General features: G+C 39.5%; 11 protein-coding genes. 6 read left to right on the top strand and 5 right to left on the bottom strand.

Annotation, left to right across the window (positions count from 1 at the left end; all coding sequences use genetic code 11):
• Positions 1 to 37: 37 nt before the first annotated feature.
• Positions 38 to 505 carry a DUF983 domain-containing protein gene (locus ACTJKC_RS01020; RefSeq protein WP_440789482.1) on the bottom strand — a complete coding sequence of 156 codons (468 nt, stop codon included), beginning with the start codon at positions 503 to 505 and terminating at the stop codon, positions 38 to 40.
• A gap of 267 nt (positions 506 to 772) precedes the next feature.
• Here ACTJKC_RS01020 and ACTJKC_RS01015 point away from each other — a divergent pair, with 267 nt between their 5' ends.
• On the top strand, positions 773 to 1,591 hold the full coding sequence (locus tag ACTJKC_RS01015; RefSeq protein WP_440789480.1) for a glycoside hydrolase family 16 protein: 819 nt from the start codon (positions 773 to 775) through the stop codon (positions 1,589 to 1,591).
• Positions 1,592 to 1,689: 98 nt separating this feature from the next.
• Here ACTJKC_RS01015 and ACTJKC_RS01010 read toward each other — a convergent pair whose 3' ends face one another.
• On the bottom strand, positions 1,690 to 2,757 hold the full coding sequence (locus ACTJKC_RS01010) for a ligand-binding sensor domain-containing protein (RefSeq protein WP_440789478.1): 1,068 nt from the start codon (positions 2,755 to 2,757) through the stop codon (positions 1,690 to 1,692).
• A 102-nt stretch (positions 2,758 to 2,859) separates the two neighbouring features.
• On the opposite strand from ACTJKC_RS01010, the gene ACTJKC_RS01005 reads away from it, so the two are divergent.
• The 5 genes from ACTJKC_RS01005 to ACTJKC_RS00985 all read left to right on the top strand — a co-directional run bounded on the left by ACTJKC_RS01005 (position 2,860) and on the right by ACTJKC_RS00985 (position 8,275).
• Entirely contained in the window at positions 2,860 to 3,774 is a 915-nt protein-coding gene (locus ACTJKC_RS01005) for a winged helix-turn-helix domain-containing protein (protein ID WP_440789476.1), read from the top strand.
• A 183-nt stretch (positions 3,775 to 3,957) separates the two neighbouring features.
• Complete coding sequence (locus tag ACTJKC_RS01000; RefSeq protein WP_440789474.1) at positions 3,958 to 4,296, top strand: hypothetical protein; 339 nt, start codon at positions 3,958 to 3,960, stop codon at positions 4,294 to 4,296.
• Positions 4,297 to 4,436: 140 nt separating this feature from the next.
• Positions 4,437 to 5,441 carry an ABC transporter transmembrane domain-containing protein gene (locus ACTJKC_RS00995; protein WP_440789473.1) on the top strand — a complete coding sequence of 335 codons (1,005 nt, stop codon included), beginning with the start codon at positions 4,437 to 4,439 and terminating at the stop codon, positions 5,439 to 5,441.
• Complete coding sequence (locus ACTJKC_RS00990) at positions 5,434 to 6,798, top strand: HlyD family secretion protein (protein ID WP_440789471.1); 1,365 nt, start codon at positions 5,434 to 5,436, stop codon at positions 6,796 to 6,798. Before ACTJKC_RS00995 ends, ACTJKC_RS00990 begins: the two co-directional genes overlap by 8 nt.
• A 22-nt stretch (positions 6,799 to 6,820) precedes the next feature.
• Positions 6,821 to 8,275: a TolC family protein gene (locus tag ACTJKC_RS00985; protein WP_440789469.1), complete on the top strand. Its 1,455-nt coding sequence runs from the start codon at positions 6,821 to 6,823 to the stop codon at positions 8,273 to 8,275.
• A 67-nt stretch (positions 8,276 to 8,342) separates the two neighbouring features.
• Here ACTJKC_RS00985 and ACTJKC_RS00980 read toward each other — a convergent pair whose 3' ends face one another.
• The 3 genes from ACTJKC_RS00980 to ACTJKC_RS00970 form a co-directional block, all read right to left on the bottom strand.
• Positions 8,343 to 8,777 carry a VOC family protein gene (locus ACTJKC_RS00980; protein ID WP_344850877.1) on the bottom strand — a complete coding sequence of 145 codons (435 nt, stop codon included), beginning with the start codon at positions 8,775 to 8,777 and terminating at the stop codon, positions 8,343 to 8,345.
• Positions 8,778 to 8,947: 170 nt separating this feature from the next.
• Complete coding sequence (locus ACTJKC_RS00975; RefSeq protein ID WP_440789466.1) at positions 8,948 to 10,372, bottom strand: RagB/SusD family nutrient uptake outer membrane protein; 1,425 nt, start codon at positions 10,370 to 10,372, stop codon at positions 8,948 to 8,950.
• Between the two features lie 21 nt (positions 10,373 to 10,393).
• Positions 10,394 to 13,402, bottom strand: a complete 3,009-nt coding sequence (locus tag ACTJKC_RS00970) for a SusC/RagA family TonB-linked outer membrane protein (RefSeq protein WP_440789464.1) — start codon at positions 13,400 to 13,402, stop codon at positions 10,394 to 10,396.
• Between the last annotated feature and the right edge of the window lie 77 nt (positions 13,403 to 13,479).

The following is a 13,479-nucleotide window of genomic DNA, read 5'->3' as shown; positions in this document are numbered from 1 at the left end:
TATTGCGAATCTACTCATTTAAGAGCCCTGCTCAAACTTACTGGTTTGTTTTTACTTTATTTTCTACAATGCGTGATGGATCGTAATGTAATCCGGGCGAAAGCCAGTAAAGCAGTACCATTCTAGAATAGCGGTAATTAAATGGTGAAAGTATGGCTACACCGGCAAATATGGCTAAAACAAAATACCATAAATTTTCGTAAACAATATCCAGTCCTAAAACATAGGCCGCAACGCTTATCGAAATAATTTCGGCAACATTCATGGCATAACTCACAAACATGGAAACGTAAAAGTAGCCGGGCTCACGTTCAAATTTTAAGGCACATACGCTACACACTTCGTTCATTCTTTGAATTTTTAAACCATACACTGCTCCGGTAAAAACCGATCCCATTCTGCATCTCGGGCATTTAGAATGAATAAAACCACTCCACTGCGATACAGTGGGTTTCTGATGGCTTAATTTCAAATCTGAATATCGGTTATTGGTGCTGTTTTCCATAATAAAAATCCTTAATCAAAGGTAAAAACAAACCAACACATCTAATTGTGTCAATCAACTTATAAATGGTACTATTTACTTCAATTAGTGATAGGAATAAATTTTTATTTGTAATTTTAATTACATACATTGTAGTATTAATACTAAATAGTTACAATACCATCCCGTCATATTTAAAATACGCTTTAATTTTCATTACAATATTAATTCAGGTCAGATAAAAATTTTAACCAAATATTATATCCCTAAACATTTATTAACCAAATTATGAGAAAACAATCTAACCAATTGAAAAAGATGGCAGGCATAGTGCTGCTGTTAACTCTACTAATCTCGGCCTGCAAAAAAAGCGAGAAAAGTGAAGCCCCCAACCCTAAAGATGAGACTGCCACGCCAAGAGCCCTGACGTTGGTTTGGCAGGATGAATTTGACGGCAACAGCTTAAATGCTGCCAAGTGGAATTATGAAACGGGAAACCTGGGCGTAAACAACGAAAAACAATATTATCAAACCAGTAATGTGAGCGTAAGCGGAGGCAACCTGATTATCACTGCCCGCAAACAATCGGTTGGTGGTCAGCCTTATACCTCGGGCAGAATAAATACCAACGGCAAATTCTCCATCAAATATGGCCGGATCGAAGCCCGGATGAAACTGCCAATGGTACAAGGTACGTGGCCGGCATTCTGGATGCTGGGCAGCAATATAGGAAGCGTGGGATGGCCAAAATGTGGCGAAATAGACATTATGGAACATGTAAATAAGAGTAATTCTATTTTAGGCACCATCCACTGGGACAATAATGGCTATGTATATTACAGCAATAACACCACAACAACTCCGGGAGATTACCATGTTTATGCAGTAGAATGGACTTCGAGCGGCATCAGGTGGTATGTTGATGGTAATTTATACGCAACGGGTAATACAACCAATAACATTAATGGTACAGACGAATTTCATAAACCGTTTTTTATCATTTTTAACATGGCGGTAGGTGGAAACCTGGCCGGACAAACGATTAACGATGCTGCGCTGCCTACTAGTATGAATGTAGATTATGTGAGGGTGTACAATATTAGCTAATGCCCTAAATACTTTTTTATAAAAAGAGACTGATCATAAGCATGATACAGTCTCTTTTTTATGAACAGTAAGCTGTGAATATTTATCAGGTCTTTAGGTTATTTTTGTCCATTTTTACCTTTGAAGTCGGTAACGGTTTTTCCATCGTAACGATACAGGCCATCAGCGCCAAACCAAATATTACCATCATTGTCTTCTAAAATCCCGAAGATCATTGGTTTATTAGTGATTTCGGTTACAATTGGATTTTTATCAGATAAAGACTTTGAATCATAGCGTGAAAGTGCCCAACCTTTACCGCTGCTGCTTTCTGAACTCGTCCAAATATTGCCTTTTTTATCTTCGGTTATATAACCAACAAACCTCCGTGTGAAATTGGTAAAGGTACTGCCATTATACCGCCAAAGGCCATCAGCTCCGCCAAGCCAGATATTGCCTTGCTTATCTTTGATTATCGAACGAACATTTACAAAAGGTTTTCCATCTTTATTGGTTATTATGGTAAATTTTTTCCCATCGTAAACGGAAATATAACCCCTTGTAGCGAACCAAAATTTTCCTGTTTTATCTTCAATGATAGCATTAACATCATTATGCATCCAACTGTCTTTTGGAAGCGGTTGCTGGTAAGCTGAAATATGGACAGAATCAGTCTGTGCCGCGGAAGAAGCTTCATTCATTTTAAAATTTTGAAAAGATTTTCCATCATAACGGCTCGCTCCATTTTCAGTACCAAACCAAATATTACCGTTTTTATCTTCATAAATATGCCCAACCCGATCACTGGCCAACCCGTTTTTGGTCGTAAAATTCCGAAACGAATTTCCATCGTAATCATAAACACCCGAACCAATGGTGGCGAACCAGAAATTTCCTTTTCTATCTTCTAAAACAGAAAAGAAGCGTGCAGAACTTACTTTACCTGTTATATTGGTAAAAGATTTTCCGTCATATTTAAAAACACCCTCTCCTGAAGTTATCCAAATGTTACCCTTTTGATCTTGTTTAATGGTACGAACCATGCTTTTGGGACCGTGAAAAGTAGATGCGTTTTTGGTTTCAGTAGCTTCCTGAACCCCATTTTTCTGCTGGGCCTTTATGGGAAAACAGCTTACTCCTGCCAGCATGACTATCAGGCTGTACAAAACATTTCTTTTATTTTTCATATCTTATCTAATTGAATCAACGAAATTACCTTGATATCTTTCGGACAGAAGAATTTGGATTGTAAATAAAAATGTAAACTTTGTAAATAAAAACCTGACAATATGCATCTTAGTCAAAATCTCCTCAATGGAAAACGCAAATATCTGCCTGCATTGATAGTCCTCTCGTTTATCTCTGTAGTTTGCCTGGCTTTCAGTATGGAGGGTGGTGATGACTTTGTTTTCGCCAGAAGGGAAGTTTTGCTCCGCAGAATCGGTCATGAATTGCTCTTACAATCGGGCGACAGTACTTCAAGGGTGTTACCGGTAAAAAAGATTGCAGAAAATGAATACCAGATCAGGTTTGAGAACGAGCTGACTTTTCAATCTTCCGCCCTGGTGAATACTACACGACGTTTGCTGGCCAAGGATCCGATGGCAGATGATTACATTGTTGACGTTATTAATTTTGGCAACTCCACTGTAGCGTATGGATTCGCTATATCCAAAGATAAGAAAGATGATATTGTAGCCTGTATAGGAAGAAAACAACCTAAAGCACGCTACATGATCAACATTAAATTTAAACCGAAAGGCATAAATACAGCAAAGAGCAGATATGTTTTAGGCAGCCTGCCATTTTTAGCATTTGTTGGTTTTATATTTCTGAGATCGGTAAAGCCTAAAAGAGCTTTAAGTCATGATCGTGATACTAACATGTTCACTTTGGGTTCGGCAATGTTTGATGCGAAGAATAGAAAGCTCATCATAAACGAGGAAACAACAGACCTAACCGGAACGGAATCGCGTTTGTTGCTTATTTTTGCACGTACGCCCAATGAAACCATAGAGAGAAGCCGGTTGCAAAAAGAGATTTGGGAAGATGAAGGCGTAATTGTAGGGCGCAGTCTGGATATGTTCATATCAAAACTTAGAAAAAAACTGGAATCTGATCCTCATATCAGAATTGTTGTGATTCGCGGCAAAGGATATAAGCTTACAATTAGCGTTTATAAAGCATTCGATTTGGCATTTTAAAATATAGAAACGATGATTTGGGTTGTCAATAAATTCCTGAGAATTGTAAATTAAGCTTTATCAGCCCTTTTCTAATCCCGTTTTAATCCTAGTATAAAATTTATGTCAGGCTTTTAAAAAAACGGCATAATCTGCCTTTTGAATGGGCTAATCATTGTTTTCGTCCATATATTTGTATTACAGATGATGAATTACCTGAGAAGAAAATTATGGAGGAACATTTTTGGCCTGTTGGTAATGGGGCTGTTTGTGACGAAATTTTTTACATTTTCTCTGGCTCCATTCTTATCTTCTGATCATAGTTATGCTATAGAAAAAAGCAGCGAAGAAAATAAAGGAAAGGAAGAAGAATCTTTCGATAAACTAAAGAAAAAACTGCTGATCTGCGATTCATCACCTTCAGTATGCTTAAATGCCTTTCAGGCAGACCAATTTCCTGCAAATAAATATTCATGGTGCTTCGGCTGCAGCAATTTTCCGGCGAAGAATGTCCCCACGCCACCTCCCGACGCACTTTCTTAACAATAATGGAGTCAAGCTGCAAACATATCTTAGGATATGTTAATGGAGATATTATAGACTCTTAATTACATCACATTTATCCAGTGGTTAAATTATTACGTACCACTGGTCCATAATTTATATAGCTGAATTAAATATTAATGAAAAATAATCACGCTGCCGGCGCCCGTTCGCCATGGCAAAGATTGGTGCTTATGCTTCACCTCGAACGCAAAACCATCAATTATATTTATGTTTATGCCATCTTAATTGGCTTAATCGGCCTTTCGCTTCCACTTGGTACGAGTGCCGTTTTTAACCTCCTCTCTAACGGAGCGATGTACAGTTCCACCTATATCCTGATTGCTGTAATTTTAGTCGGCATTGTTGTTGGTGGTTTACTGCTTATCGGCCAATTAACCCTGGTCGAATTTCTTGAGCAAAAGATTTTTACCAAAGCTGCCCTCGAGTTTGCCTTCCGCCTGCCACGGATTAAAAAGAAAGCACTGGAGGGAGAAAATCCTACTGAGCTTGTCAATCGTTTTTTTGATATCCTCACCATACAAAAAGGCTTAACCAAGCTACTGGTTGATATTGTTGCCGCAGCCGTATTAATATTTTTTAGTGTGATACTGCTTTCATTTTATCACCCTGTTTTTATGGCTTTTGGCACATTTGTACTAATTGTGATTGTCTTGATCCTGGTTTTATATTATCGCCGCGGCGTAGAAACAAGCATTGAAGAATCAGGCTATAAATACGAAGTGGTGGCTTACCTTGAAGAAATTGCTTCAGATCTGGATACGTACAGACAAAGTAATACCAAAAGAAAAGAGATTATAGAACGGACGGATAAAATCACAGCAAACTACATCCAGGCCCGAAATGATCATTTTGGTGTGTTAAAAAAATTTTTCATCAGTGCGGTGGCCATGCGTACCATACTGATGGGTGCCCTATTACTTTTAGGTTCTTATTTCGTAGTGGAACGACAAATGACATTTGGCCAGTTTGTAGCAGCCGAGGTAATTATCGTACAGATTAGCTATGCCATTGAAAAACTGATGACCAACCTGAACACGGTTTTTGACATGATTACAGGTAGCGAAAAGCTTGCTGTAGTAACCGACCTGGAGTTGGAGGAAGGAGAAATTAACCATGGCTAACACAGGAAACAACCTGGCTCAACTCCAAAACTGGGAATCACTTTCGGTACATGCCAACAGTAAAATCATTAATGCAAAAGGCCCGAAAAGACTAGGCAGAATATTGCTGTTTATCATGGCCTTTTTTGTGCTGTTGCTATTCCTGCCCTACCGCCAAACCATACCCGGGCGTGGTACTGTAACTGCACTTAGGCCCGAAGATCGGCCTCAAACGGTACAAAATCAGATTGGTGGCCGTATTGAACATTGGTCGGTGCGAGAAGGACAGGAAGTAAAAAAAGGCGATACCATACTCCTGATTTCGGAAACCAGTCAATCTTATTTTGATCCCGAACTTTCTGCACGCCTGAACGAGCAATTGGATGCCAAACGGGGAAGTGAAACCGCTGCCGGACAGAAAATAGATGCCACCAAAGCCCAAATGAAAGCACTTACCGAGGGCTTGCATTTTCAAATGAAATCGGCTGAAAACAAAGTATTGCAGGCCAGAAATTATGTAAGCATCGATAGCGCGGAACTATTGGCAGTCCGAAAATTTTATGAAACCACCAAAGTTCGTTTAGAAAGGTACGAAACGGGTTACAAAAACGGGCTTTTTTCACTCACTGATATTGAAACACGCCGGCTTAAACTGCAGGAAGATAATGCAAAAGTGATTAGTCAGCGAAACAAACTAAACAATGCCACGCAGAATTTATTAAATGCTTCAATTGAACTCGATAATATCAGGGCAAAATACCAGGAAGCAATATCTAAAGCACAATCAGACATGAGTTCGGCTATATCGGGCAAGGCAAGTGCACAGGGAGATATTGCAAAATTACGTAACGATATTTCAAACCTGAGCATCAGGCGTGGCCTCTATGTGGTAAGGGCTCCTCAAAGCGGTTTTATTGTTAAAACCTTAAAAGCGGGTATTGGAGAGAACATTAAAGAAGGAGAATCGGTAGCTACCCTACAGCCAAAATCGCCAATGGTTGCTGCAGAACTTTATGTAAGCGCAATGGATGTTCCCTTGATATTAGATACGAGTGATGTTCGTTTGCAATTTGAAGGCTGGCCATCGGTACAGTTTTCAGGGTGGCCTTCGGTAGCGGTAGGTACCTTTGCGGGCAAAGTATTTTCTATCGATCGCACCAGCAGCACAGGAGGAAAATACCGTCTTTTAATCAGCCAAACCAACCCGGTGCCCGCTAAAGATGAACCCTGGCCACCACAATTAAGACAAGGCTCAGGCGTTTACGGACGGATTATCCTCCGATCGGTTCCACTCTGGTATGAGATATGGCGACAATTGAACGGCTTTCCGCCAAGTTTGGAAAAGGAACCTGCAACAAGTACAAAAGACAAAAAATAGCTATGGAGGTTGTAAAATGATAATGGCTTTTAAAAAAATATTAACCGTAGTTGTTTTAATATTGCTCTCGGCGAAGATGGGTTTTGCCCAGGATCCTGTGCTTAGAAAAAACCCCGACAGCGGAAAAGTTTTCAGTCTTGAAGACCTGCAGCAAATGGTTTTCAGGTATCATCCGGTGATCAAACAGGCGGCATTATTAAGCGAATCTGCCAGGGCAAAGGTGTTGCAATCGTTAGGTTATTTCGATCCGGCATTAAAAGCGGGTTTCAGCAGGAAATTATTTGGGGATACCGAATATTACAACAAATGGAACAGTGAACTAAAAATTCCGCTTTGGCTTGCCGGAGCAGATCTTAAACTGGGCTACGACCGCAATGTGGGCAATTACATCAATCCGGAAAACCGAACCGGACAGCAGGGTTTAACTGCCATCGGTTTAAGTATCCCGTTAGGTCAGGGTTTAATTATTGATGCCCGGAGAAGCACACTCCGCCAATCTAAAATAATGGTCGAATATGCAGAGGCTGATCAGTTAAAACAGATCAACAGCGTTTGGTACGGGATAGCCAAAGATTATTGGAACTGGTATTATGCCCACAAACAATTTGACCTGGTTAATGAAGGGCTGGACCTTGCACAACGAAGATTTAAAGCGTTGAGCGCACAAACCATAATTGGCGATAAACCCGTTATCGATTCTGTTGAAGCTTACATTACCGTACAGGAGCGGATGATACAAAAGGAGAAAACGGCTATTGAACTTCAAAACGCAAGATTAATCCTTTCCAATCACCTTTGGAATAACGAGGGGAATCCATTGGAACTTCCGGTTGAAGCTATTCCGCAAAATACAACTTTAGCCAATGTCCGCCCTGATCCCCTATTACTGGATACACTTCTGGGCCAGGCGGCTAATCAACACCCTGAAATTTTAAAACTGAAAAGCAAAGGTGAACAACTGGCCATCGAGCGAAGTTACCGTCAGGAATTGCTAAAGCCTAAACTGAATGTAATTGGTAACCTGATTTCTAACCGTACCGGTTTCAACAGCAATGTACCAGGATATTACGATTTTAACTGGAGCAATTATAAATTTGGTATAGAGTTCGCTTTTCCGCTTTTCCTGCGCTCAGAACGGGGAAAATTGCGGGAAGTGAAGATCAAACAACTGGAGCTTGATTACGACATTAAACAGTTTGGCAGAGCAATCAGGAACAATGTAATAGCTTCGTATAATGATCTTTCTGCTTATGCTGCACAGCTTAATGTACAGGTAAAAAGCATCGAAAATCAGCAGATCCTGGTAAATGGAGAAAACCAGAAGTTTAGCCTGGGCGAAAGCACACTTTTTTTAATCAACAGCAGGGAAACTAAACTGATAGATATGAAAATTAAACAGGAAAGTATGATAGCAGGTTACCAGAAAACACTGGCAGAATTATACTATAAAGCAGGAACCAGAGAGATAGTGAATTAAAGAGTTGAAACAGGCTGTCTTAAACAGACAGCCTGTTTAATTGTGCAATAAAAAGAATAAGTTCAGCTTAACTGCTATAATCCGGATCAAACTCTATAATCCATTCAATACCATATTTATCCCTGAACATCCCGGCGTAGGTACCCCATGGGCTTTCGCCGATTGGTCCTTCTACCTCTCCTCCTACCGATAAGCCATTAAATATTTTTTCTGCTTCTTCCCTGTTTTCGGCACTTACATATATTTTAGACCGGTTTTCATTCTCACTTACCGGCCCTAAAAACCCTGGAACATCATTGGCAATTAACACATTGTTTTTGCCAAGCGGCAGGCCGATATACATTATTTTATTGGCCTCATCGTCGGCCACCTGAAAATCGGGGCCTGATAAATCTTTAAAACGGATAATTTTGGTAAACTCACCGCCAAAAACCGATCTGTAAAAATTGAATGCTTCTTCGGCATTACCATTAAAATTGATCCAGGGATTAATTGCTCTCATGATTTATATTTTTAAAACTAAATTAATCATTGGGAGCCAGATTTTTATATATTTTTTCAGTCCTTTTTAATATCCTATTAACAAAAAAAAGGAGCAGAAAGACAACGCTTTCCACTCCTTTTATATTTTACAAATCCGGCAACCTGTATTATATCAGGAAGCTTTTTACATTAATACCCGGGATTATTTGGTTTAATATTTGGATTTGCATCCACTTCCCTTTGTGGAATAGGATAAAGTTGTTTATTATCGGTTATTGCAATATTTGAACTGCTGTTATTATTTAACGCTCCGGTAATTTGCGGACGTACAGTAACAATGCCGTTCCTAAAATTATCCTGCCATTGGTGGCCTTCAAAAGCAAATTCGAAGTTTTTCTCAGTTAAAACATCTGCAAGAGCTGGTGTGCCGGTATAGGCAGGTAATCCCCTCATTGTACGTACCGAAGACAGATCCTCAGCCGGAGTAGCACCTGTAGCGGTATTTAGCTTAACATTGGCCTCTGCGCGGATAAAATACATTTCTGATAAACGCAAAATTTTAGGGCTATATAATCCCGGAATATTATCCTGTCTGTAAAATTTAGTGGTGATGTAATCATCTGTAGTTGCATCTTTTTTAATCACCTGTGTTTTACGGACATCGTTGTCTGAATAACTATCCCTAAAAGCAGGATTTACACGAATATCTCCGTAACCACCAAGCTCACTTACGTATAACTGGCCATAGTTGTCAGAGCCCAAATCCTGGAACTGAGAAATTTTTGCTGTAAAAATTTCTTCGTTCTGTCCTGGATTGGCCCAGAAAATAGTACCTGCATAGCTCGATGCGGTGGTCATGGTGTAACCTGCGTTAATTACAGTTGTAGCCTCTGCAATGGCCAATGCATTACTTGCCGCATCACCTTTGTACAAATAAACCCTTGCAAGTAAAGCTGAGGCAGCAAATCTTGAAGCCCTGAATTTATTTACAATATCAGTTGGTAAATTTGGTTTTGCTTCTGTAAGGTCCTTAATTACCTGTGCATATACTTCAGCAACGGTATTGCGTTTTGGCTGGGTAATACCAGGAGTTAATACAATAGGCACACTTAAAGATGCACCACTATTTACAGTATAAGGCTGGCCAAAAACACGTGTTAAATCGAAATAGGCTAATGCCCTTACAAATTTTGCTTCTGCAATAAGCTGTGCTTTTTCTTCCGGTGTACCATCAGTTACAATAGCAGATTTGTTAATTACATTATTTGTCCTTGCAATTGCCTTATAAAGCGTATTCCAGGTACTTGCAACATCTGCGTTGGCAACTGTAAAATTATATTGATACGGGGCTGTTAAACGGTTTGAATTTGCTGAGGCAATAAACATATTAGAGCCTCTTAATTCGAGCATGGTAGGGTAATTTCTGCCATACCAGTTTAAATCGATGATGGAATTATAACAGCCAATGGTTGCAGCCTGTAAAGTCTGAAAATCGGTAATGGCCGTTTCATCAAGTAATGCGCCATCTGGCTGTTGGTTAAGCTCTTTCTTGCAAGAGCTCATGAAGGCACTTCCAATAAATAGGAAAAGTGCTATGATATATATTTTTTTCATGATATTCTTAGTTAAAGTGCCTTAAAATGTTGCGTTTAAACCAAAAGTGTAGATTTTTCCTACCGGATATTTAAAGAATTCGTTTCCTGTTGCATCTGTTTCAGGATCCACGCCAGTATATCCTGTCCACGTTACCAGGTTTTCTCCCTGTCCAAAAAATGTTATTTTCTTAATACCGGTTTTGCCTAAAATACCTGATGGAAGTGAGTACGAAAGCCTTACATTTTTTAAACGTAAATAATCTCCTTTTTCTAAGAATCTTGAAGAAGCAGACGACTCATTTTTATTTCCGCCGGCAATTGGTTTTGGTCTTGAAACGTTATCGCCAGGTTTTTGCCAGAAATCTTCACCAGCTTCAACAGAGTGGTTAAAACCACTGTTAATGTAAGCGGTATTTTCTACAAAACTACGGGTCTGGTTATAAATCATGTTGCCTGTAGCACCATAAAACAAGAAAGAAAGTTCTAAATCTTTATAGCTCACAATGTTGGTTAAACCGAAAGTATATTTAGGTAAAGCCTGACCAATAATCCTGCGTTCTGCAAGATTGTAGTTGTTTGTAGTTGTTCCATCAGCTTTAAACCATAGCGGATCGCCATTGGCCGGATCAACACCCGCCCACTCCCTCATGTACCATGAGCCAACAGGAAAACCAACCCTGGTAATATTCTGGCCTGTTACCAGGTCCTGACCATCTTTAGTTTCATTTACCTTATTTTTACTAAAAGAAACGTTAAAATTGGTTTTCCAGTTTACTACGCCTTCAATATTTACCGTGTTAAGCGCAAGTTCGAAACCTCTGTTCTGCACCTGGCCAATATTTACCGGCATGGTCGTAAATCCGCTGGTTGAAGATATTGGCAGGGAGAATAACTGTTGATTTGTTTTTTTGCTGTAATAATCAGCTTCCAGTGAAATGCGGTTGTTTAAAAAACCAAGTTCTAAACCTAAATCAAAACTCTTTGTTTTTTCCCAGCGCAAATCATCATTACCCAGTTGAAAAGGCGCTAAACCCGGGTTATCGTTGTAATTTACAGGCGTCCACAAAGTATAAGAAACGAAATCAAGCAAACCACTTAAATTACCAGATGTACCATAACTCGCACGTAGTTTTGCATTCGACAAAACCTTCTGATCCTTCATAAAATCCTCATTAATGATTCTCCATGCACCACCAACAGCATAAAAAGTTTCAGCTTTGTTGTTTTTAAAATTCGAAGCTTCATCACGACGTAAACTCACATTCAGGTTATATTTCGATTGGTATGAATAGGTTGCATTACCAATGTAAGATAAAATGGCCTGTGTTGAAGTACTACCACCCACACTTACCGGCAATATTGCAGCGTTAAGCGAGCGGAAACGATCGTTTGCAATAATTGATTTTCCACTGGCGCTAATCCCTGCATTTTCTTTAAAAGAGTACTCCAGCATGGCCAGGTATGTTAAAGAATGATCGCTATTTGGTGCATAACTTCCAGATAGTGAGGTTTGCGTGGTATATAATTTGTTATCGATGGACGAAGCAGCTAATGATCCGTTCTGACCAAAACCATCAGAAGTACGCGCATCCTGATACAATTTTTGTTTTGCATTGATCCAGTCTACAGATAAGTTTTCTGATAATTTCAACCAATCAAAAATCTTCAAATCACCATACAAACGGCCTAGCGTTCTGAAGTTTTTATTGCTGTTAAAATTATATTGTGTATTGTATAAAAAGTTATCTCCTGTTAGTCCATACCAGCCAGATTCTCTACCGTTGTATAACGAACCATCAGGTTTATAAGGCGATTGAATCGGTGCTGTGGCAATATATCCTAAAATAGGGCTGCCATAACGGCTTCCATCTGCAGAAGTTAAACCATCCGAATAAGAAAGGTTTAAATTTAAACCAACTGTAAAACGGCTGTTTATTTTTTGTTCGATGTTAGATAAAAGGGAATATTTTTTGATCCCAGAACCTATTAGCGTACCGTCCAACTTGCCTATGCCACTCGAGAAATAGTATTTTGTACCTTCATTTCCACCACGGGCCGAGATATCAAAATTTGAAGATGTTCCAGTTCTGAAAGCCGCATCCATCCAGTTAAAGCTGGAGTTTCCACCCGCTGCAGTTAAATAATCAGGTATTTCGGCATCTGTTATCTCCGCATTAATCAAACCTGTTTTTTCATAAGCTAAAAACTGACTGGCATCCATTAGCTTAAAATTGCCAAAATTGGCTTTGGTTTTTCCATACTGCGCTCTTACATTAAATTCAGGTGCGCCAATCTTCCCTTTTTTGGTGGTGATTACAATTACACCGTTAGCACCTCTTGCACCATATAATGCAATGGCAGATGCATCCTTTAAAACGTCAAAACTCTCAATATCGTTTGGGTTTAAATTGGACAGGATATCCGTAGGAGTTACCTGATTGCTTGCCAGTAAATCATTATTGGTATCGGTATTAAAATCGCCCCTGGCCACCACAACACCATCAATAACATATAACGGGTTATTGCCTGATGAAATTGAATTGATACCACGGATACGTACTGATTGTACCGCGCCTGGCTGGCCTGAGCCTGAAGTTACCACAACCCCTGTAACACGGCCTTTTAAAAGCTCATTCGGATCGGCAACGGGTGTATCCTTAAACTGATCAGCAGAAACTTTAGAAATGGCGCTAGTTGCATCCTTTTTATTCTGCACGGTATAACCGGTAACTACCACATCGCTAAGTGATTTGGAATCGGGTACGAGTACGATGTTAACCGGACCTGCTCCTGAAATGGCCCTGCTCTGCGTAGTGTAACCGATAAAAGAAAATTCCAAAGTTGATGAAGAAGAAGGAACACTGATAGAAAATTTTCCGTTGGCATCGGTACTTACACCGATCTGCGTTCCTTTTACTTTTACGTTAACTCCGGGGATAGGCGACTTGTCATCCTGTGAAGTAACTGTGCCTGTGATTGTCCTGTCCTGTGCCATTACCGAAAGGGTAAAAAACAGCAGTATGAACAAACTTTGTAAGCGTTTTTTCATAGTTTATTAAGATTAGATAATTAATTATTATATGGGTACAAATATACTGTCCCCTAATATTCACTATAACTAATTTT

Origin of the sequence: Pedobacter sp. 22226, assembly GCF_052045455.1 — a bacterium.
GTDB classification, from domain to species: domain Bacteria; phylum Bacteroidota; class Bacteroidia; order Sphingobacteriales; family Sphingobacteriaceae; genus Pedobacter; species Pedobacter jeongneungensis.
The sequence above is the reverse complement of the archived record's forward strand: the minus strand, read 5'-3'. Positions and strand labels throughout refer to the sequence as shown.